This window comes from Pseudarthrobacter sp. H2 (assembly GCF_050157045.1).
GTDB lineage: Bacteria > Actinomycetota > Actinomycetes > Actinomycetales > Micrococcaceae > Arthrobacter.
Map to the genome: position 1 here is coordinate 344,404 of NZ_CP189594.1, position 20,017 is coordinate 364,420.

General features: G+C 67.6%; 18 protein-coding genes and 2 pseudogenes. 10 read left to right on the top strand and 10 right to left on the bottom strand.

What is annotated here, in order from left to right:
- Positions 1–72: 72 nt before the first annotated feature.
- Both ACQCSZ_RS01635 and ACQCSZ_RS01640 read left to right on the top strand, forming a co-directional pair.
- Positions 73–498, top strand: coding sequence for a hypothetical protein (locus ACQCSZ_RS01635; RefSeq protein WP_427006412.1), 426 nt, complete (start codon positions 73–75; stop codon positions 496–498).
- Between the two features lie 31 nt (positions 499–529).
- Positions 530–826, top strand: a complete 297-nt coding sequence (locus tag ACQCSZ_RS01640) for an XRE family transcriptional regulator (protein ID WP_427006413.1) — start codon at positions 530–532, stop codon at positions 824–826.
- An 88-nt stretch (positions 827–914) separates the two neighbouring features.
- On the opposite strand, the gene ACQCSZ_RS01645 is transcribed toward ACQCSZ_RS01640, so the two are convergent.
- The 4 genes from ACQCSZ_RS01645 to ACQCSZ_RS01660 form a co-directional block, all read right to left on the bottom strand.
- On the bottom strand, positions 915–1,508 hold the full coding sequence (locus tag ACQCSZ_RS01645) for a carboxymuconolactone decarboxylase family protein (protein WP_427006414.1): 594 nt from the start codon (positions 1,506–1,508) through the stop codon (positions 915–917).
- The gene (locus ACQCSZ_RS01650; protein ID WP_427006415.1) at positions 1,505–2,719 is read right to left on the bottom strand and encodes an aminotransferase class I/II-fold pyridoxal phosphate-dependent enzyme; all 1,215 of its coding nucleotides are present in this window, start codon (positions 2,717–2,719) and stop codon (positions 1,505–1,507) included. Before ACQCSZ_RS01650 ends, ACQCSZ_RS01645 begins: the two co-directional genes overlap by 4 nt.
- A gap of 178 nt (positions 2,720–2,897) precedes the next feature.
- Entirely contained in the window at positions 2,898–3,917 is a 1,020-nt protein-coding gene (locus ACQCSZ_RS01655; protein WP_427006416.1) for a phosphatase PAP2 family protein, read from the bottom strand.
- 52 nt (positions 3,918–3,969) lie between these two features.
- Positions 3,970–4,620, bottom strand: a complete 651-nt coding sequence (locus ACQCSZ_RS01660) for an MBL fold metallo-hydrolase (RefSeq protein ID WP_427006417.1) — start codon at positions 4,618–4,620, stop codon at positions 3,970–3,972.
- Between the two features lie 520 nt (positions 4,621–5,140).
- On the opposite strand from ACQCSZ_RS01660, the gene ACQCSZ_RS01665 reads away from it, so the two are divergent.
- Positions 5,141–6,112 carry an o-succinylbenzoate synthase gene (locus ACQCSZ_RS01665; protein ID WP_427008463.1) on the top strand — a complete coding sequence of 324 codons (972 nt, stop codon included), beginning with the start codon at positions 5,141–5,143 and terminating at the stop codon, positions 6,110–6,112.
- 54 nt (positions 6,113–6,166) lie between these two features.
- Positions 6,167–6,363: pseudogene (locus tag ACQCSZ_RS01670) on the top strand (hypothetical protein); the annotation flags it as partial.
- Between the two features lie 165 nt (positions 6,364–6,528).
- Here ACQCSZ_RS01670 and ACQCSZ_RS01675 read toward each other — a convergent pair.
- Genes ACQCSZ_RS01675 through ACQCSZ_RS01685 form a run of 3 tightly spaced genes read right to left on the bottom strand, consistent with a single transcriptional unit; the run spans position 6,529 to position 8,415 of the window.
- A complete protein-coding gene (locus ACQCSZ_RS01675) occupies positions 6,529–7,125 on the bottom strand; it encodes a hypothetical protein (RefSeq protein ID WP_427006418.1) in 597 nt (198 codons plus the stop codon).
- A 5-nt stretch (positions 7,126–7,130) separates the two neighbouring features.
- Entirely contained in the window at positions 7,131–7,790 is a 660-nt protein-coding gene (locus ACQCSZ_RS01680) for a TasA family protein (protein WP_427006419.1), read from the bottom strand.
- Between the two features lie 34 nt (positions 7,791–7,824).
- Positions 7,825–8,415 carry a signal peptidase I gene (locus tag ACQCSZ_RS01685; RefSeq protein WP_427006420.1) on the bottom strand — a complete coding sequence of 197 codons (591 nt, stop codon included), beginning with the start codon at positions 8,413–8,415 and terminating at the stop codon, positions 7,825–7,827.
- 278 nt (positions 8,416–8,693) lie between these two features.
- On the opposite strand from ACQCSZ_RS01685, the gene ACQCSZ_RS01690 reads away from it, so the two are divergent.
- The gene (locus ACQCSZ_RS01690; protein ID WP_427006421.1) at positions 8,694–9,176 is read left to right on the top strand and encodes a MarR family winged helix-turn-helix transcriptional regulator; all 483 of its coding nucleotides are present in this window, start codon (positions 8,694–8,696) and stop codon (positions 9,174–9,176) included.
- Between the two features lie 100 nt (positions 9,177–9,276).
- Complete coding sequence (locus tag ACQCSZ_RS01695; RefSeq protein WP_427006422.1) at positions 9,277–11,397, top strand: PhoX family protein; 2,121 nt, start codon at positions 9,277–9,279, stop codon at positions 11,395–11,397.
- 185 nt (positions 11,398–11,582) lie between these two features.
- Here the strand turns inward: ACQCSZ_RS01695 and ACQCSZ_RS01700 are convergent, their stop codons facing one another.
- Both ACQCSZ_RS01700 and ACQCSZ_RS01705 read right to left on the bottom strand, forming a co-directional pair.
- Positions 11,583–12,143 carry a hypothetical protein gene (locus ACQCSZ_RS01700; protein ID WP_427006423.1) on the bottom strand — a complete coding sequence of 187 codons (561 nt, stop codon included), beginning with the start codon at positions 12,141–12,143 and terminating at the stop codon, positions 11,583–11,585.
- A 175-nt stretch (positions 12,144–12,318) separates the two neighbouring features.
- Positions 12,319–12,453 (bottom strand): annotated as a pseudogene (locus ACQCSZ_RS01705) (AAA family ATPase); the annotation flags it as partial.
- A 450-nt stretch (positions 12,454–12,903) separates the two neighbouring features.
- Between ACQCSZ_RS01705 and ACQCSZ_RS01710 the strand changes: the two are divergent.
- Positions 12,904–13,047, top strand: a complete 144-nt coding sequence (locus ACQCSZ_RS01710) for a hypothetical protein (RefSeq protein WP_427006424.1) — start codon at positions 12,904–12,906, stop codon at positions 13,045–13,047.
- 54 nt (positions 13,048–13,101) lie between these two features.
- Here the strand turns inward: ACQCSZ_RS01710 and ACQCSZ_RS01715 are convergent, their stop codons facing one another.
- Positions 13,102–14,268, bottom strand: a complete 1,167-nt coding sequence (locus ACQCSZ_RS01715) for an ATP-binding protein (RefSeq protein ID WP_427006425.1) — start codon at positions 14,266–14,268, stop codon at positions 13,102–13,104.
- 459 nt (positions 14,269–14,727) lie between these two features.
- Between ACQCSZ_RS01715 and argS the strand changes: the two genes are divergently transcribed.
- From argS to ACQCSZ_RS01730, 3 genes are all read left to right on the top strand, one after another.
- Positions 14,728–16,548 (top strand): arginine--tRNA ligase, encoded by a 1,821-nt coding sequence (argS, locus tag ACQCSZ_RS01720; RefSeq protein WP_427006426.1) that lies wholly within the window; start codon positions 14,728–14,730, stop codon positions 16,546–16,548.
- A 188-nt stretch (positions 16,549–16,736) separates the two neighbouring features.
- Positions 16,737–18,485 carry a 2-succinyl-5-enolpyruvyl-6-hydroxy-3-cyclohexene-1-carboxylic-acid synthase gene (gene menD, locus ACQCSZ_RS01725; protein ID WP_427008464.1) on the top strand — a complete coding sequence of 583 codons (1,749 nt, stop codon included), beginning with the start codon at positions 16,737–16,739 and terminating at the stop codon, positions 18,483–18,485.
- A gap of 250 nt (positions 18,486–18,735) precedes the next feature.
- On the top strand, positions 18,736–19,689 hold the full coding sequence (locus ACQCSZ_RS01730; RefSeq protein WP_427006427.1) for a hypothetical protein: 954 nt from the start codon (positions 18,736–18,738) through the stop codon (positions 19,687–19,689).
- Positions 19,690–20,017 lie beyond the last annotated feature (328 nt).

A 20,017-nucleotide genomic window follows, 5' to 3' on the forward strand; every position in this document is an offset into this window, starting at 1 on the left:
TCCGGTTACCAGCCTCCCCAACCCTCTAAACGATGACTTGCGATGCATATGCCTTCCAAGTCATAATTGGGTATGGAACTCTTCTGGCCGGACAGCTTTGATGAGCAGCTGGACCGGCTGGAGGAGGAGGCTAATGGCGGCGATGAGCGAGCCAAGGCAGTATTCGAATATGTCGTCGCAGAGATGGACTATCTGCGACACCTGACCGCGCCACCCACCGAGGAGACTCCGACCCTGAAGACGGTTCGTCAGGCTAAGAAATACCAAGTGTGGCGGGTTTCCCACCCGTATCACCACGGGATCGCGGTCCGACTGATCTGCTGGTTTCCTCCAGATGAGAACACGGCAGTGGTCGCCCTGTTTTCAGGGGATAAGGCCAACATGGGCGATGTTTTCTACGACAGCGTGGGAAGTAGAGCAGACCAAGTAATCGATCAATGGATCAGAGAAGGGGAGGTTGATGAAAATGGTAAGGAAGACATTTCGGAAGGGCAATGACCGGCTCGACCGCATTTTGACAAAGCCGGGCATGACCGAACGTGTCGCTGAAATCCGGGAAGCTTCAGCGAGAGAGGACCGCATTTATGCGCTGAATCTGGCAACTATCCGCAAGGCCGCAGAACTGACACAGGATGACTTGGCGCAGCGGCTCGGGATAGATCAGAGCGTTGTCTCGAAGACGGAGCGACGCGAAGACATGCTTCTTTCTACGCTTATGGACTATCTCTCAGCCGCCGGCGTCGAAGATGCAAAGATGGTGGTGCATGTGAATGGCCGTGAAATTGAACTGGACCTTCGGAGCCTGCAGCATCCCCTGCGAGGCTGAAAAATGTAGTTAATGAACCCAGGGAAAGACCCTGAGCGGGTTAAGGCGCTAAGACGAGCTTGGTCGTTTTGAGCGCCCAAAACGGCAACTAACGCGAATTACTTGGGCGGGCCGGGGGCGGGGCCAGCAACGCTTCCCGGAGTGCCGGGCTCAGGCCTTCAGGGACGTCAAGGTCCACCGCCAGGGCGAGCAGTACCCGGCTGAAGTAATTGCGCGCGCCGGCCGCCAGCGTGATGTCCACGATCTCCCGGTCGGTGAAGCCCAGCTCACGCAGGGCCAGCGAATCGTCGTCGGTCATGGCAGCGGCGTCGGTGCTGGCCTTCACGGCGTAGTCCATCATGGCCACCTCGGCGGGGGACAGGCCGGCGTCGTGGAAATCCCGGGCGACGGCCAACAGCTGGTCTTCCGGCAGGACCGTGAGGGCTTTCTTGCCATGGGCCAGCAGGCAATGGTCCGACCCGATGGCCTGGGCCGCAGCCAGGGTCACCAGTTCGTAGCGGCGCACGCCCAGGGAGGAGCTGATGGCCCCGGTCAGGGAATCCCAGGCGACGTAGGCCTCCGGGTTGAGGCTGAGGGCCCTGGTATGGCTGGGCACATGCCCCATCGAGCGTATATCGTCCGCGAAGATTTCAGCCGTGAGACCGGTGGCTTCGGCGTCGGACGGAACGTTCAGGATGCTCATGGTACGTTCTCCTTTGCTTGCCCGGTGTTCGCGAGCGCCTCCGCGAAAACCGGAAGGCTGCGCTGGATCATTTCCTCAGATGCGGTGAGCGAGATCCGGAAATAGCCCGGCGTCTCGAACAGGGTGCCCGGCAGCACAAAGACGTCCTGGTCCGCGAGGGCTGCGGTGAACTGCTCGTCGTCGTCGGCGGGGGTGCGGACGAACAGGTAGAACGACCCCTCCGGCCGGGGGAGCTGGTACCCCATGCCGGTCAGCGCTTCCACCATCAGGTCGCGTTTGCGCTGCAGCTGCCCGACGTCGATCGAGAACTGTTCCAGCCTTGGCAGCGCATGCTGCAGCAGGGCGTTGGGATAGATCCAGCCCATCGCCATCTGCAGGGCGGTGAGCGCCTCCCGCAGCGCGCCGCGGTCCGGCATGGCGGGCGGCAGGGCCAGGTAGCCGATCCGCTGCCCGGGCGCCAGATGGGTTTTGCCGTACGAGTAGGCCAGGAGCGTGTACGGATAGTATTCGGCGGGGCTGTGGAACCGGGCGCCGTCGTAGACGATCCGGTTGTAGGCCTCGTCGGAAAGCAGGTAGACGCGCCTGCCGTTGCTCCGCGACGCCCCTTCCAGCATGTCGGCCAGGTCCTTCAGGAGCGAGGGCGGGTAGATCCTGCCGGTCGGGTTGTTGGGCGTGTTGACGATCACCACCCGCGTGCGCGGCGTGATGGCCGCCCCCAGCGCCGCCAGATCGACGTCGAACGTCTCGGCGTCGCAGCGGATTTTGACCGGCACCAGCCCGGCCTCGATCACCAGCGGCTCATAGAAGAACCAGGGCGGCAGAGTGAAGATGACCTCGTCGCCGGGGTCGGCGACCGCCTTCAGCGCCAGCGGAATCGCGGTGAAGCCTCCTGTGGTGAGGTGGATGTCCGCCGGTTCGAAGGGCAGGCCCAGCAGGCGCTGCAGGGACGCCGCAGCCGCGGCCTGCGCCTCCGGCTCGTTCGTCTTGTAGGCAAACCACTGCTCATTCCGGGGCGTCAGGGCGTCCTGAAGGGCTTCGACGTAGGCGGCGGGCGGCATCTGGTGCGGGTTGCCGAAGGTGAAGTCGCAGATCCCCGGATCGTTCTGGCGCCGGGAGTAGGCGGAGTCGCGGAGGAAGGTGTTGATCCGCTGTTGCGACGGTACGGACGCGAGGGCGGTGGCGCGCCGGGAAACCAGAGAATCAGTGCTCATGACAGTCCCTCGAGACGTGGCAGCTTGACCGTATGGACGGATGGGCCCAACGCGCTGCTGAGCCAGTGGCTGGGCGGGACTAATTCTGGCCCTCGGCGGGCAGGATGTAAACGGGGTTTGGGCCGGCGGGCGGTTTGCCGGGGCGGGCCGTTGGCCGGGTGGCCGGACGTGCTGCCGCTCAGCGCCGCGGCGCGTCCCGCCGTCGTGCGGTGCGGCGGGCGGCGTGGCCGAACAGCCAGATGCCGGCCGCGGTGGCGAGGTATCCGGCGATCACGATCAGCGACGTTCCGGCCCAGAAGTAGTTGGTGGTGCTGATCTCCTGCCCAGAACCCGGTGCCATCTTCAGCAGCGAATAGCCGGCCACCCCGGCCGACGCGAGACCCAGGATCGCCGGCAGCGCCACCCACAGCCTGGCTGCGGCCCAATGGTCCCCGTAGCCGTCCCAGGCGTTCCAGCGCGGTCCGTTGCGGATGATCAGCCAGCCGGCCGGGAGCATGAACGCCGCCACCACGAGGAAGGCAGCGACCACATCGGCGGGACGGTGCCACTGGTTGATGAGCGTGGACACCCCGGTTGCGACGGCGAAGCTGCCTCCCAGGAAGCCGGCCAGCGGCCGCCAGCGCGACGAGACCATGAGGAACACCGCGGCCGCGGCCGACGCCGCCATGGTGGTGTGGCCGGAGGGCAGCGAGTTCAGCTCCAGCGTCTCGACGCCGCGGTAGGGCCGCACGGGTACCAGGTCTTTGAGGACCTGGGTGGCCACGTTGGCACCCACGCAGGCTGCCACCGCGATTCCGGCCGCCGCCCAGCGCCGCCGGATGACCGTGACAAAGAGGACGACGACGGTGGCGATCACCACGGACAGGGCGGGCAGCCAGTCCAGGAACCTGGTGGCGGCCCTCCCTGCCGTGCCGCTGAGGGCGACCGCTTCCACGAGCGCGGATTCGTCGATGAACTGGCCGGTCGTGGTGCGGACGAAGAAGTAATAGGTAGCGGCGAGGGCGGCAAGGCAGCCGAGGGTGGCGAGCACGAACAGGAACCCCGTGGCGGCCCCGGGCGTTTGCGTCACCGGTGCGGGCCGTCCCTGGACTGGGGCGCGGTCCGGTGCGGGCCGTCCCTGGACTGGGGCGCGGCCGGGCCGTGCCGCCGCGTAGTCCGCCGACGGGTGATTGCTGGTGCGTTCCTGCCGAAAACTCATCCTTAACAGGTTCCCACACAAGCCTGCGAGCGGCCTGATGGGGCCGCGCGGCTTAGTTCCCGTCAGCACCGTCGAGCAGACGGCGGAGCTCCGCGACCGGGTCGGCAACCTCGGGTCCGTGCGAGAAAAGCATCCGGGCCGGCGCCAGTTCGCTGAGCCGTCGAAGCGAGCGTTCCGCTTCCGCGGCGTCGGCGGTGAACTGCGCGGCAGCCCGCACCAGGGATCCGGACATCGTGCCCACCGCGTCCCCCACGAACAGCAGGCCTTCGCCTTCGTGCAGCACGCTGATGTGGCCCTTCGTGTGGCCGGGCGTCGATATGATGCGCAGCTCCCGGACACGGTCATCGTCGGAGAGCGGCTGCAGCGGGACGGCCGAGGGGATCTGCGGGCAGTCCGCTGCGCCGGCCCAGATCCTGGCCCCGGGCATCCGTGCTGTAACCTCGCCGAGGCCGCCCACATGGTCCGGGTGCGAGTGGGTGAGGACGACGTCGGTGACGTCGGACCAGTGCGCACCGATCCGCTCCAGCGCCGCTCCGATCTCCCCGGCACTGCCCGCCGGACCGGCGTCGATCAGGACCAGCCCGTCCGGAAGGCCCACCAGGAAGCAGCGCACGTCAAAACTGAGCTCCACCGGCCCCGCCATTCCTGCCGGCATATGGACTTGCTGGATGACTGGTTCCACAAACGTTCCGGCGTGCTCCATGGTGTACCTTTCCGGCGGGTGGCTCGTTCCCCCAATATCGGCGCCGCAGGCCGGGACGTCAAGGAGGATCGCTCGGCGCCGGGCCACCCTCCGGCCCGGGCTTGCCCCCGCCGCGGCGGCGCCCGATGGCGTCTCCGGGTAGTGCCCGCCGTGAAAAACGAGTACCCGGTACTCGTGCCAAGGGGGAACGCGGTTCCTAGACTCGTTCTACCGGTGTGGCTCACCGTGAAGTCGCTCCTTGAGCGGGGCCGGCGCAGACGAGTTTCCTAGATCAGGGACTCACCCCCAGTCCGCGCCGGCCCATCAAGGGGCCGGCGAGGCGCGCCGGTCCATTTAGACGCCTCTGGTCCGGGATTGCTCCCGGACGGCCGGCGCGGCGTCCCGGTAGAGTGACATCATGCCGAGCCCCTCAGCCACCCCCGCCCCGGAGCACATTTGGACTGGGCCCCATGGGGCTGCCTCCGGCAGCCTCCCCGGACTGGATGAGCTGCTGGCCGGCGCCTGCGTGGTCAGCCTCCCGATGCGCGTGAAATTCCGCGGGATCCTGCACCGCGAAGCCCTGCTGCTGAAGGGGCCGCTGGGCTGGGGGGAATTCTGCCCCTTCCCCGAGTACGCCGACGCCGAAGCCTCCCGCTGGCTGGCCGCCGCGATCGAGGCCGGCTGGCTGGGCTTCCCGGAACCGCTGCGGGAGTCCATCCCGGTCAACGCCACCGTCCCGGCCGTTCCGGCGGACCGCGTCCCCGAAATCCTCGACCGCTTCGGCCGGGTGGACGCCGTCAAGGTCAAGGTGGCCGAACGCGGCCAGACCCTCGACGAGGACGCCGCCCGCGTGGCGGCGGTCCGGGAGGCCTTCCCGGAGGCCGCGATCCGGGTGGACGCGAACGGCGGCTGGGACGTCGCGGAGGCGGTCGAGGCACTCCGCCGGCTCGCCGCCGTCGGACTCGAATACGCCGAACAGCCGGTGCCGGACATCGCCGGCCTCGCCGAAGTGCGCCGCCGGCTCCGTGCCGCAGGCACCCCGGTCCTCATCGCCGCGGACGAGAGCGTGCGCAAGGAGGACGATCCGCTCAAGGTGGCCCGCGCCGGCGCCGCGGACCTGATCGTCGTGAAGGTGGCCCCGCTCGGGGGAGTGCGGCGCGCCCTGGACATCGTGGCGCAGGCCGGGCTCCCCGCCGTCGTCAGCTCGGCCCTGGACACCTCGGTGGGGATCCGGGCCGGGCTGGCGCTCGCCGCGGCCCTCCCCGAACTGCCCTACGCCTGCGGGCTCGGGACGGTGTCCCTGCTCGCCGCCGACGTCACCCGGGACTCCCTGGTTCCCGACGACGGCGCCATCCGCCTCCGCGACGTGGCTGCCGACCCGGACCTGCTGGCGGAACACGCCGCGTCCCAGGAGCGCCGGGACTGGTGGCTGGACCGGCTGCGGCGGGTCCACGCGGTGCTGGCCGCCACGTGGCCGTCACCGGATCTTCACTCCGGGGACCGTTCCGCGTAGCCGGCGGCTGGAAGGGCGGGCCGGACCGCATCCCGCACCCCTGGATGGTCTCCCATGCCTGAAACCACCGTCCGCAAGTTCAGCCTGCTCCCCATGATCGGCCACGCCAAGGGCAAGCGCAGCCCCGTCACCTGCGCGCTGAAATGCGATAACGACTGCTCCGGCGAGGTCTGCAACACCAGCTCCAACATTTACTTCCGGAACATCACCTCCGCCGCGATGTCCCCCGTGCCGCGCCGGGCTTCGGTGCCACGGCATAGTTTCTGGCAACAGCGGTGCATTACAGCTCGTCTGCGCGGCGGAGCAGAGCGGCCGAGTGAAAGACGGTCTCGCAGGCATAGGTTGCAATGATTTCATTCTGTTCCAGGCTCGTACCTGATCGCTCCCGCCGGATGCTGGCGTCGCCGACGCACGGGTCAGCCGCCGGTGGTGGTCGCAGTCCGGACCTGGGTGCGGTTGACCGTGACGGCGATCGTGAGTGTTTGAGTGGTGTTGTTGGGGATATTTCCGTTGGCGTTGACCGTGGCCCGGAGCCGGATTGTTGTTCCGGATGCTGTCGGGATGGTCGGGGAGGTCGTCGTCGTGGGCGTGGATCCGGAGGGTGCCGTCAGGGTGGTGGTGATGGTTCCGGTGCAGGTGTCGGCGGTCTCGTTCCATGTGCCGCTGCATGATTCGACGACGAATCCCACGGTGTCCGGCGCGGCGGGGGTCAGGGTGTAGGTCCCGGAGGTGATGGCCAGGGTCCCGGTGTTGCGGACGGTGAAGTACTGCGGGGTGAAGGAGGGGTGCGCGGGATTGCCGTTGTTGGTGAAGGCCAGGGTCAGGGGGCTGCCGGGCGGGGCGGCGGGGTCCGTGGTGGCGGCGGCTCCCCAGGTGCCGCTGCCGGCGGCCCGGGACACCGAAGTGGCCCGTGCGGTGACGGCCGCTTCTGCGGGTGTGAAAGACGTGCACACCAGCAGGGCTGCGGCCGCGGCGGCGGCCCCGGCCCTGCCGACGTAGGAGTGCACGTTCACGCAGCTTAGCTTCCGGTGGTGGTGGCGGTGCGCTGGGTTTCGGAGAACGTCCAGGTCAGCGCCGAGGTCAGGCCCTGGATGGTGACGCCGGGGCCGGAGTTGACCCCGTTGACGGTGGTTTCGGCCTGGTCCGGCAGGGTTAGGGCGATCTGCAGGTTCAGGACAGAGCCGGCGGCGTTGGCCCCGGACTTCACCGCTGCCGCGGTGGCGAGCGTGCTCAGGGGCGTGCTGGGCAGCAGGACGGTGGGGGTTCCGCTGCAGGTCCCGGCGCCGGTTCCGGGGACCCAGGCGACCGAGCACTGGGTGACGGTGGCGTGCAGTCCCTTGATGGCGTTGGTGGTGAGGAGGGTCGGGGTGGCATCGGCGACGGCCAGGGTGATGTCTTTGCCGTCCAGGACCGCGCCCTGGGTGAGGGTGATGTACCTGTTCACGACGTCGCCGGGGGCGAGGTTGGAGACGGCTTGGCTGAATCCGGTGCCGTTGTTGGCCATGGTCAGGCTCAGGGTGCCCGAGGTGACGCTCTCGGCGGTGGTGTTGACGGCGGTGGCGCTCAAGGCCGCGTACACGCCGGCTCCGGTGATGGCCAGGCCGGTGGCCGCGACGGCGCAGGCGGCGATCAGGCGGGCGCGGGGGCGGCGTGCGGGGCGGGTGGTGGCAGCAGACATGACGGATCCTTACGGGAGAGGGTGACGGGTGGTTTTAAAGAGCGGGGGCGGCGGAGCTTGCGCTGCCGGGGGATGCTGTTGGTGCGCGGAGGATCCAGAGCACGGCGGCCCCGGTCACCATCAGGCCGAACAGTGCGGTGAGGAGGGCGCGCTGGACCGGGTTCTGGATCCAGAGCAGAACGGTGCCGGCGGACGGGACGGTGGCCACGACGGCGGGCACCTGCGCCTGGTTCAGCGTGGCCCGCCAACTGTCCGGGGCGGGGTTGGCGTCACCCTTGGTGGTGAGCACCGGCTGCGCCGGTGTGCCGCCGACGGCGGTGATGCGGTGGGCAAACGGGACGCTTTCACCCGGGGGTGTGAAGACTGCGATCTGGCCGGGGCGCAGGCCCGTCACGTCCTGGGGTGCGGTGATAAGCAGGTCCCCGGGGGCGTATGCCGGCCGCATGCTTCCGGTCAGGACGGGAGAGAACCCGATGTGAAGCAGTGGGGCCACAACGCCGACGCCCAGGCAGACCAGGGTGACGGCGGTAGCGCCGATGAGGCCCAGCACACGGCGTGCGGAGGTAAATCGACGGTTCCATGCCCCCAGACGGGGAACCGTGCCAGGGCTGATTGAACTGTCCATATAAACGTTTCCGTTTCATTTGAGACCTTGCACATGTTCCGTAGGCGGAACTTGTAGAAGTAAAGCTACAACCATGTTGCTTGAAATTCAAGTTACAGGATATCTGCCCTAAATTTAGGTGCCCGAAATCCACGTATTTTAGGGGTTTTCGATGCTGTTAGCTTGAGAGTAAAGTGGATCCTGATACGGCTTTAAGGATCGGCCGCAGTAGTTGCTGTGGAGCGGCGAACTCGTGGCGGCTCCGTGCTGCTGGTAGGGCAAGGGATAAGGAGCTAGATATGGCGGAGCAGGCAAAGAAGCCGGCAGACACGGACGCATTGTTGCGAATCACCCAAGGCCTGCGGCGGGTTGACGTGGGGACCTATGCACTCAGGATCCGGCTGGCCGAGAAACTGGGGATCGGCACGATCGACATCAACGCGATGGCCTTCGTGGGGGAGGTCGACGGCATGACCCCGAAGGTCCTCGGAAATATTCTCAACATCACCACCGGATCGGTGACCGCGATGGTGGACCGCCTGGAATCCAAGGGCTTCATGGTCCGCAAGCCCAACCCCTCGGACCGCCGCAGCGTTTTCCTACACCTGAGCCCGGCCGGGACCCATGCGATGCAATGGGCCAACGAACACTTTGCCGAAGCGGCGTCAGCGGTCCTCCATGGATCCTCTGAGGGGAGCATCGCCGACATCGCGACGTTTCTCGAAGGCATCGGCCAGAGGCTGATCGCCGCGGCGAGCGCGCCGGACCAGACTCCGAACTAGGCGAATTCACCGGAACTTCACCCGGGGGACCGATCCGCGTAGCCGGCGGCTGAAACGGTGGGCGGGATCGCAACTCATCCCGCTTGGAAGGTCTCTCCCCATGCCCGAAACCGCCGCCCGCCGCTTCAGCCTGCTCCCCATGCTCGGCCACACCAAAGGCAAGCGCAGCCCCGTCACCTGCGCGCTGAAGTGCGACAACGCCTGCACCGGCGAGGTCTGCAACACCAGCTCCAACAGCTACTTCCGCGACATCGCCTCCGCCACCATGTCCCGCCGCGCTGCCCTGGGCCTCGGCGCCGCCGGTGCGCTCGCCGTCGTGCTCGGCAACGCCGTGACGTCCTCCCCGACGGCAGTGGCCGACGGCGGTCCCGGCCTTGCGGCCGCCGCGAAGCAGGGATTCGCGAAGTCCAGGCTGGAGTTCACCGCCATTGCGCCCGTGGCCGCCACCGTGGACGCCCTGACCGTTCCCGAGGGCTTCAGCTGGCAGCCGGTCATCCGCTGGGGCGATCCGCTGTTCAAGGATGCCCCGGACTTCGACCTGGACCGGCAGACCGCCGCCGCGCAGGCCCGGCAGTTCGGCTACAACAACGACTACACCGACATCCTTCCGCTCGAGGGCTCCAAGGACCGCCGCGCGGTGCTGTTCGCCAACCACGAATACACCAACGAGAGCATCATGTTCCCGAAGGGTTTCGATGCCGCCGCTGCCCGGGAGATCGGCCGCGCCGCGCACGGCCTGACGGTGGTCGAACTGGAGCGGAAGAACAAGAACAAGCCCTGGAGCTACGTCAAGGGCGCCCCACTGAACCGGCGCTTCCTGACCGACACCACGTACGAACTCACGGGACCGGCCGCCGGCTCCGCGCTGGTCACCACCGTGGCCGATCCGTCCGGCCGCGCCATCAAGGGCACCCTGGGCAACTGCGCCGGCGGCACCACGCCGTGGGGAACCATCCTGTCCGGCGAGGAGAACTTCAACGGCTACTTCGTCTCCCCGGGCACCTCCGCGGGGGACACGCGCTACGGCCTGACGTCGTCCGCCACGGCCCGCAAATGGGAACTCGATGAGCCCCGCTTCGACACCCGCAACGCCGGCTACGAAAACGAGACGAACCGCTTCGGCTGGATCGTCGAAGTGGACCCGTTCGACCCCACCTCCACCCCGAGGAAGCACTCCGCGATGGGCCGCTTCAAGCACGAGGGCGCCAACGTGATCGTCGCCGAGTCCGGGCATGTGGTGGCCTATATGGGCGACGACGAGCGCTTCGACTACCTCTACAAGTTCGTCTCCAAGGGCACGTACCAGGCCGGCGACTCCAAGGCCGCCCGCCGCAACAACATGAATCTGCTCGCGGAGGGTGACCTCTTCGTGGCCAAGTTCACCGGTGCCTCCCCGGCGGCCGAAATCACCGGCGCCGGCGCACTTCCTTCTGACGGCGCGTTCGACGGCGCCGGCGAATGGCTGCCGCTCGTGGTCGGCGGCGCCTCGGCGGTGGACGGGATGTCGGTCGAGGAAGTCCTGGTCTACACCCGCCTGGCCGCCGACACGGTGGGCCCCACCAAGATGGACCGCTGCGAGGACGTCCAGCCGAGCCTGCACACCGGCAAGGTCTACGTGGTCTGCACGAACAACAAGGACCGCGGGCCGGGCGGCAAGGAAAGCGCCACGGAGGTCAACCCGCGCAACGAAAACCGCGACGGCCACATCGTGGAAATCACCGAGACCGGCGACCAGACCTCCACCAAGTTCAACTGGAACCTGCTGATGGTCTGCGGCGATCCGGCCACGAACAAGTCCACCTACTTCAGCGGCTTCCCGGCGGACAAGGTGTCGCCGATCTCCTGCCCGGACAACGTGGCCTTCGACTCCGTGGGCAACCTGTGGATCTCCACCGACGGCGCCCCCTCGGTCATCCACTACGCGGACGGCCTCTTCAAGGTCACCCTGGACGGCGCGGAACGCGGCAAGGTGGAACAGTTCCTGGCGGTCCCGCGCGAAGCCGAAACCTGCGGCCCGATCATCCACGACGAGGAGCGCACCGTGTTCGTGGCCGTGCAGCACCCGGGCGAGGAGGGCTCCTTCGCGGCCCAGCACTCGTACTTCCCGGACTACGTTGCGGCAGGTACGACGCCGAAGCGCGGCCAGGCGCGCGCGCCGCGCCCTTCCGTGGTCCAGGTCTTCCGCGGCGACTCCAACAACAACGACAACAACAACTCCTAACCGCCGACGCTCCCTCACCTTCCGCACGTTCTTCGGTAACGCTCCCTCAGCATTTACCGGAGGACGCGGGAGGTGACATTCCGTGCAGGCGACCGCACCGCCGCCATCGCCGCGTTCGCTGACCCCATCAAGGCGGTGATTGAGCCCTATCGCTCAGCGTGCGAAGCACTGATCACGATCCCGGGTTACAAGTCGTGGTCCAGTGTGCGCCGTGGCGGCGGGCGGTCCTGCCACAGCTTGATGAAACGTGGCAGGCTCTTGCCTCGCTCTGATTCGGAGGACAGGACAGACACTGGTGAAGGCGGTTCCTTCCAGAACTGGATCAGGTGTCGCTCGACTGGTGATTCCACGACCTCGTCAAAGGCTGTGTCCCGGCCTGTGGCGTGAAGCCGGGCACGGTAGCTGCCCTGCTCATCGCCCGTAATGGTGCCGATATCCTTCATCTCCCAGCCTGTGGGCTCGTTGAAGAAGGCCCGTCCCGCCGGGAGCATCAGGGACATCTCGTGGATGTCTTCCCATCCGGACGCGGGTACCTCCGGTTTTGCCCCGAGAACCTCCACCGTCAAGTCAACGGGTCCTGAATACACTCCCGTGGAAACCAACGGAATCCTCAGCGACGAGTCCTGCCTCTCGTCACGCATCGAGGCCTGCAGGGCAGCTACAGGGTCTGCCGGAGGAAATGGCTCCACGACGAAATCCACGACATGGTGCCATGCCCTGATCACGAAAGCTGCCGATTCGATCACAGGGCCTGCCTCTCAAACAATGTGGACATGGAAGGCGTCCTCCTCGATTCCCCGCATTCGAACACAGAGGATGGTGTGGGGTACAGGCCCAGCTCCGGGCGTCTCAGTTCCAAGAGCCGTGAGCCGTGACTGTTAACTTCGTTTGGCGGCTTTTTCGCAGGTTCGTTTGGCGGTTTTAGCTGATTCCGATGACGAGGGTGGAGCGTGCAGCTTCGATGACGTCGTCGGTGATGGTGCCCAGTTCGTTGATTTTCATGACTCGTTCGACCTGGGTGAAGAGCCTGTCGATGAGGCTGCCGCGGGTGATCCGGGCAGGGCGCCGGACCTCCGCCACAGACCCCGACACCGGGAGGCTGAGCACCGGATAGCCTCAACCATCGACGCGGCCGGGACCCTCACCGGATACAACTACGACGCACTCAACCGGACCACCGCCCAAAATGTCACCCCGCAGGGCGGAACCGCGCACACCCTGCTGACAGCCACATACGACCGGGAAAAGAAAGGCCGGCTCAGCAGCCACCCGGAACAACGGGACAAACTTCGACCAGCCCGTCACCACGGCAGTCTCCGGCTACAACGGCGCCTACCTCCCGCGAACCACCACCGTCACGCTCCGGCAGCTCCGGCAGCTCCGGCAGGATACGCAGGCAGTGTCAACGCCGAGTGAAAATTGACCCCTTTTTGCTGATTGAAAATTGACCCCTTGACAGGGTCGGGGTCTGTGGTCTGGTTAGTTTGTGATGGTGGTGCTGGCGAGGTGTTCGCGCTGAATCCCACGCCGAGCCTCGGCATCTGGGGAGAGGGCAACCTCGACTGGACGGTCTTCGGCCATCATCCCGGGCCGCTGCTGCTCACGCTCGAGGATCTGGGCTATCCGGTCGACTGGGACTTCCGCGGCTGACGGAACGGCTTCCCGTGTCGCTACGTGGTCGGACCATAGGTCAGACCGCCTGGGCTAATTGAGCTGCCGTGTAATAAAGCCTGACATCCCCGGTACGGTAAACGCTATTACTCCGTGCTCCGGCGCGTAAACGAGGCCTTTTGCGATCAGGTTCGCTCGAATTGGGCCAAAGCTGGCCGGGCCTCGCCCCAATCGGGCTGCGATTTCACCCGATGAACTTCCCTTGTCTCCGTCTTCGGCCATCGCTCTGAGGTAGTTCTGCTCGGCCCTGGTCGCTCGATCCCAGCGGGCCCGGAAGAATCCACTGTCCAGTGCCGCTCGGCCGTAGGCGGCACCGACTCGAGCATCATCGTAAGTAATTTTCGAACCTGAGGCGGCGTTCCATGTGTCCTGTCCGAACTGCTGCAGGAAGTACGGATATCCGGCGCTTTCCTCGACGATCAGCGCGACGGCTGACTCTTCCCACTCAACTCCGTCATCGGCTGCCGGTTTTGTCAGTGCTTCCGAAGCGACAGTCCCGCGAAGCTCTTCGATTTTTTCATAGTTGAACCGTTCCGCGTAGGACTTCGCTTCCGCAAGAACTCTGGGGAGGCTGGGCAAACCCGCAAACGCAAAAAGCACACGCCAGTCATCCTGCGCGGCAGCATGGGCAATCGCGCAGAGAGCCACCAACTCCGCCTGGCTAAGGTCTTGCGCTTCGTCAATCAGAATTGCAAGGCCAACGCCTTCCTCTTCAGCGGCTGAAGCTAGATCGTGGACGAGCTTCCGAAGGTCGGTTTCGAGAACACCAGTGTCTGCTCCGCCGCCGGATGTGCCGGCTAGATCTAAACCGAAGTTCCACGTTCCGCTCTGGTCGTATGAAGCCTTGAAGCTAAGTGCCGTCTTTAGCGCTTTCATCAAGCTTCGTCCGGCCGAAGGGCGCGCGAGATCAGCAAGTGGTGCATGAAGGGCTTCCCCGAGAGCCTCGCGCAGTGATTTGTCGGCACCCGCCTCGACCTGCGCAACAAGCCAATCGCGCTTGGTCGCGGACCGTCGAAAATCCGACAACAAAACGGTCTTCCCCACTCCTCGCAACCCATAGAGGACGAAGGGCTGAGCCGTCCGACCAGCTTCAACCCGATCTATCGCAACCTGCCAATCCGAACGATGCTGATCCCGGCCTACCAGGGCCGCTGGCTTCCGTCCGGCGCCGGGCGAGTAGGGGTTCAATACCGGGTCCATGGGCCTCATCTCTACAGATGTCTAATAGAATCTACGTAAGTATAGCAAAAAATTAGATTTTGATAGATTTATGTAGATCCGCTCCTCTGGCAGCGCCAGACTAGTACGCTCACGCACAGTCCCAGTCTGGCGCCGCCCCAAAATCGTTCGAAGTCCGACAGTACCGGTTCCCGGATCCCGCCCCTGCCGCAGATAGACTCGGCACACGACACGGCGGGGACTCCGATAGGACAAGTGGCATCCCGGGGTCGTTCCAGATCCTGGGGCGTTGCAAAACTCAGTTGACCAGCCGAAATGCTGGGCATGTTGAGTTGTAGGAACGGCGTCTCAATCCCAAGTGTCTGGGGGAGCAGGACCTGGGGGAGCAGGACGTGAGGGAGCGTCGGGTTGGAACCCGCGAAACGTGAGGGAGCGTCACCCAGGGACTGATAATTTGGGAGGGTGAATAATCCGGCCGAAATGGTTATCCCCAGAGTCCAGGCAGCAATTGCCAGCGCGTTCGGCGAAGAGTTCCGCGGCACCGACCCGGTGATCCGGCCCTCGCAGTTTGCGGACATCCAGATCAATGCCGCCATGGCCCTGGCCAAGAGGGTGGGCCTGCCGCCGCGGGACGCCGCCGCCAGGATCGTGGACGACCTGGACCTGGACGGCATCTGCACCGCCGTGGAGATCTCCGGGCCGGGCTTCATCAACCTCACCTTCGACGGCACCTGGATCGAGGAGCTGCTCAACGCACAGGCGTCCACGGCCGCCGGAACCACGGCGGCGGCCGGGCCGGCCGCGGAACCGGGGCGCGTCGTCGTCGACTATTCCTCCCCGAACGTGGCGAAGGAAATGCACGTGGGGCACCTGCGCACCACGGTGGTGGGGGACAGCCTCGTCAAGGTCCTCGAAGCGCTGGGCGACACCGTCATCCGGCAGAACCACATCGGCGACTGGGGCACACCGTTCGGCATGCTGATCGAGCACTGGCTGGAGATCGGCGAGGACTCCCCGGAGGCCGCCCTGCTGGTGGATGATCCCAGCGCCTTCTACCAGGCGGCCCGGGCCAAGTTCGACGCCTCCGCTACCGACGAGGACGGCTTCGCCACCCGGGCCCGGCTCCGCGTCGTGGCCCTCCAGGGCGGGGACCCGGAAACCTTCGCCGTCTGGCAGCGGCTCGTGGCGCAGTCCAAGCGCTACTTCAACGCCATCTACGCCATGCTCGGCATCAGCCTCACCGATGACCACATCGCCGGCGAAAGCTCCTATGACGCGCATCTGGCCCAACTGTGCGAGGAGCTCGAGGCCCGCGGCATCGCCCGGATCAGCGACGGCGCCCTGTGCACCTTCCCGGCGGGCTTCACCGGCCGCGACGGTGCGCCGCAGCCGCTCATCATCCGCAAGTCCGACGGCGGCTACGGTTACGGCACCACCGACCTCGCCACCATCCGCTACCGGGTCCGTGAACTGGCGGCCGACCGCGTCCTCTATGTGGTGGGCGCGCCGCAGAACGTCCACCTGCGCATGGTCATGGCCTCCGCCCGCGACGCCGGCTGGCTGCCGGACACCGTCGAGGCCGTGCACGTGCAGATCGGCAACGTCCTCGGGGAGGACGGGAAGATCCTGAAGTCCCGCTCCGGCGCCCCGGTGAAGCTGATGGCCCTGCTGGAGGAGGCCGTGGACCGGGCCCGGGCCGTCATCGACGCCGGCCGGCCCGAGCTCACCGACCAGGAGCGGGCCGTGACAGCCCGGCAGGTGGGCATCGGCGCCGTCAAGTACGCCGACCTCTCCGTGGGGCACGACACCGAGTACGTCTTCGACTTCGACCGGATGCTGGCCCTGAACGGCAACACCGGACCCTACGTGCAGTACGCGGCCGCCAGGATCCGCTCCATCCTGCGCAAGGCCGGGGTCCTGGAACACTACACCGGTGCCGGGGCCGGGACCGTTGGCGGCCCGACGGCGGCGGGTACGGCTTCGGAGGCGGGTACGGCTTCGGAGGCGGCCGCCCCCGCAACGGCGATCGCCGTCGTCGAACCCGCCGAACGGGCGCTCGCCCTGCACCTGCTGGAATACGGCGTCACCCTGCAGCGGGTGGGCGAACTGCTCGAGCCGCACCGGCTCTGCACCTACCTGTTCGAGCTCGCCCAGCTCTTCACCTCCTTCTATGACCAGTGCCCCGTGCTCAAGGCCGAGGACTCGGTCCGGGAATCACGGCTCGCCCTGTGCGCGCTGGTGCTGCGCCGGCTCTCCGGCGGCCTGGAACTGCTGGGCATCGAGACGCCGGAGAACATGTAGGCCTCCGTCCCCGCAACGCTCCCTCACGTTCGGGGCGTTTTCCGGTGACGCGCCCTCACAAGCTGCACATCGGGTGCGGGATCTGAGGGAGCGTCGGGGTTTGGGGCGCGGGAAGTGAGGGAGGGTCGGGGTGGTGGTGGCAGACTGGTTTGGTGACTTCTGAGAACCCGCTGGACCCGCTGGACGCCCTGGACCCGGAGGACGCCGCAACGCGGGCAGCTTCCCTCACCCCGCCGTTGCCCGGGCTGAGCTCGATCGACGCCGCCCGCATCGCCGTCGCCGCCCTGCTGGACGCCGGGGTGCGCACCGTGGTGGTGGCTCCCGGCTCGCGCTCCGCGCCGATGGCCTACGCCCTGGCCGAGGCCGACGCCGCGGGCCGGCTGGAGATCCTGGTCCGGATCGACGAACGCTCCGCCGGCTTCACCGCCCTCGGCCTGGCCCTGGCCACCGGCGCGCCCGCGGCCGTGCTCACCACCTCCGGGACCGCCGTCGGGAACCTCCTGCCGGCCGTCATGGAAGCCAACCACGCCGCCGTGCCGCTCGTGGTCATCTCCGCGGACCGGCCCGAGGAACTCCGCGGGACCGGCGCCAACCAGACCACCGTGCAGCTGGACCTGTTCGGCGAGCACGTCCGCTTCGCCGTCGACGTTCCCGCCGGGGCCGACCCGCAGCGCGCCGTCGAGACCGCCCTCAACGCGGCGACCGGGGCGTTCGAGGACACCCCGCCCGGGCCGGTGCAGCTCAACCTCGCCTTCCGCGACCCGCTGGTCCCGGCCCCCGGCGACCGGCTTCCCGCCGGGTCCGGGCGCCGCGTGTACCGGGCGGCCCCGGGCCCGCTGGCCCTGGATTTCCCGGCGGCGCCCGCGGCCCTGCCGGAGCGGCGCACCGTGGTGCTCGCCGGGCACGACGCCGGCCCGGTCGCCGAGGCGTTTGCCCGCGCCCACGGCCTGCCGCTGCTCGCCGAGCCGTCCTCCAACGCCCGGTACGGGCCGAACGCGGTGGGCCCCTACGGGCTGCTGCTCGAACACTTCGGGCCGGAGTCGGCGCAGCCGGTCGAGCGTGTGGTCCTGTTCGGCCGGGCCACGCTCTCCCGGCCGGTCAGTGACCTGCTGGCGCGCGCCGACATCCCCTCGGCCCTCTACCAGCCGGTCCCCGTGGCCTGGTATGAACCCGGCCGCCGCACGGAGCTGCCGCTGGAGAAGCTGTCGGAGCTGGGCGATTTTGCCGGCCGCGGCCCCGCCGCATGGCTCGATGCCTGGCTGCTGGCCGGGGCCGCCGCCCAGCACGCCCTGGACCTGGTGCTGTCCGGCTCCGCCGCGGCCACCGGCCCGTCGGTGGCCGCGCTGGTCTGGGAAAACACGCGCGGGCAGCTGGTCCTGGGCTCCTCCAACGGCATCCGCGACGCCGACCTCGCCGGCGCGCCCGCCGCGGCACCGCAGGCCACCGTCTTCGCCAACCGCGGCCTCGCCGGGATCGACGGCACCATCTCCACCGCCACCGGAATCGCCCTCGGCGGCCGGCAGGACACCACCGTGCTGCTGGGCGACGTCACCTTCCTGCACGACGCCGGCGGCCTGCTGCTGGGCTCCGGGGAAGCCGAGCCGGCGCTGCGGATCGTGGTACTCAACGACGCCGGCGGGGCCATCTTCGGGCTCCTGGAACACGGCGCGGTCGAGGCCACGGGCCGCTACGGCAACGCCGTCGAACGCCTCTTCGGCACCCCGCACAGCGTGGACATCGCGGCACTCGCGGCCGCGTACGGCGTCGCCCACCGCGCGGTCAGCACGACGGCGGAACTCGCCCGGGCGCTGTCCGCGCCGCTGTCCGGGCGCAGCATCATCGAGGTGCGCACGGACCGGCACGGCCTCCGTGAACTGCACGCGCGCATCCGGGCCGCCGTGGGCGCCGCCGTCGCCGGGCTGCCGGTGGCGGAGTAGCGGCTGCTTCCCTCGCTGCCGGTTCCCTGCTGCCGGGGCGGAGTGGCCGCTGCTGCGACGCTCACATTGGCCCGCGCGGCGGAAATTTCCCGGCGCTACGCGGATACCCGCCGCGCCAGGAATTCTGCGCCGCGCAGGACAGGGGGCGCGTCGCAGGGCAGGGTGCGCATCGCCAGCGGGTGCTTCGGAGTTGTCCACATGGACGCTCCGGGGCATAGTGCCGGCGTTCCGCGGCTGGGATCTTCGTTCCATGAACGAGTTACCCAGGCTGATCCTCACCCGTGAGCACATGCAACAGGGCGTCACGCCCAAAGAGCTCGCCCACCGCTGCAGGTCCGGCGCGCTCGTCCGCGTGCGACAGGGGATCTACGTTGACGGGAACGCGTGGAGGGCGCTGAAGTTCTGGGAGCAATACCGTGTGCGGGTCAGCGCCGCGGCCGAGGCATTCTCAGCCCCGACGATCTTCGCGTGGCACTCCGCGGCGTCCGTATGGGCGATTCCCACCATCGGCCTGCGCCATCCCGTCCATGCCCTGACCCTCCAGAACGACGGCGGACGCTCGCGTTCCGGGGTGGTGCGGCACTACGCTCCACCGGCTGGATTGAAGGCAGTCCGGCGGGAGGGGCTCCTGGTGACCGGGAGGGTTCGCACGGTGCTGGACCTCGCCGCCTTCACTCCGTTTGCCGAGGCGGTGGTGCCCGTGGACCACGTGCTCAAGCCGGACAAGGTGCACGGTCTGCCGGCGTTGACGAAGGACGCGCTCCTGGCCGGAATCGACGGGCACTACAGCGGGGCTGCCGTGCGGCGGATCCGGGCCGCCGTGGAGTTCGCGGACCCGCGGTCCGGTTCTGCGGGGGAGTCCTTCAGCCGGGCACTCATGTGGGTTGCGGGGTTTCAGCCGCCGGATCTGCAGCGGGAGATCCGCGACGCCTCCGGGTTCGCCGGGTTCACGGATTTCTACTGGGACGGGGTGCGGGTGGCCGGCGAGTTCGACGGCATAGAGAAATACCTGAAGCCCGAACATCTGCGGGGCAGAACCGCCTCGCAGGTCGTCGTGGAGGAGAAGCTCCGGGAAGACCGGATCCGGGCCGCGGGAAACGGGATAGTCCGCTGGGTCTGGGCAGACCTGATGGCAGCCGGGCAGCTGGAGAGGAAGCTGGCCGCGGCCGGTGTGCCCCGCCGTCGGCCCCGCTCCGCAGGGTGAGTCCGGCCCCATCCTCGACGCGCAAACTGGTTCACGACGCGCAAATGCCCTGACGCTGCGGCCATCCTCGACGCGAAAACTGGTTCTCGACGCGCAAATTCCCTGACGCCGCCGGAATTCCAGTAGCGCCAGGCAAACGGCACAGCGCCTGGTAAATGGCGCGTCGCCAGGCGACCCGGGGTGGGGTGCATGTCGGCAGGCGGCCGGGTGGGGCGCTGCGGCCATCCCTCGACGCGCAAACTGGTTCCCGACGCGCAAATTCCCTGGCGCTGCGCGAATTCGGAATTCCAGTAGCGCCAGGCAAACGGCGCGTCGCCAGGCAAACGGC

Coding starts and splice junctions, on each gene's coding strand:
- ACQCSZ_RS01645 (WP_427006414.1), bottom strand. CDS start 1,508: ATGAGCATCCTGAACGTTCCGTCCGACGCCGAAGCCACCGGTCTCACG.
- ACQCSZ_RS01640 (WP_427006413.1), top strand. CDS start 530: ATGACCGAACGTGTCGCTGAAATCCGGGAAGCTTCAGCGAGAGAGGAC.
- argS (WP_427006426.1), top strand. CDS start 14,728: ATGGTTATCCCCAGAGTCCAGGCAGCAATTGCCAGCGCGTTCGGCGAA.
- ACQCSZ_RS01730 (WP_427006427.1), top strand. CDS start 18,736: ATGAACGAGTTACCCAGGCTGATCCTCACCCGTGAGCACATGCAACAG.
- ACQCSZ_RS01680 (WP_427006419.1), bottom strand. CDS start 7,790: ATGTCTGCTGCCACCACCCGCCCCGCACGCCGCCCCCGCGCCCGCCTG.
- ACQCSZ_RS01660 (WP_427006417.1), bottom strand. CDS start 4,620: ATGGAGCACGCCGGAACGTTTGTGGAACCAGTCATCCAGCAAGTCCAT.
- ACQCSZ_RS01715 (WP_427006425.1), bottom strand. CDS start 14,268: ATGGACCCGGTATTGAACCCCTACTCGCCCGGCGCCGGACGGAAGCCA.
- ACQCSZ_RS01665 (WP_427008463.1), top strand. CDS start 5,141: ATGCGCGTGAAATTCCGCGGGATCCTGCACCGCGAAGCCCTGCTGCTG.
- ACQCSZ_RS01690 (WP_427006421.1), top strand. CDS start 8,694: ATGGCGGAGCAGGCAAAGAAGCCGGCAGACACGGACGCATTGTTGCGA.
- ACQCSZ_RS01685 (WP_427006420.1), bottom strand. CDS start 8,415: ATGGACAGTTCAATCAGCCCTGGCACGGTTCCCCGTCTGGGGGCATGG.
- ACQCSZ_RS01635 (WP_427006412.1), top strand. CDS start 73: ATGGAACTCTTCTGGCCGGACAGCTTTGATGAGCAGCTGGACCGGCTG.
- ACQCSZ_RS01655 (WP_427006416.1), bottom strand. CDS start 3,917: ATGAGTTTTCGGCAGGAACGCACCAGCAATCACCCGTCGGCGGACTAC.
- ACQCSZ_RS01650 (WP_427006415.1), bottom strand. CDS start 2,719: ATGAGCACTGATTCTCTGGTTTCCCGGCGCGCCACCGCCCTCGCGTCC.
- ACQCSZ_RS01695 (WP_427006422.1), top strand. CDS start 9,277: ATGCCCGAAACCGCCGCCCGCCGCTTCAGCCTGCTCCCCATGCTCGGC.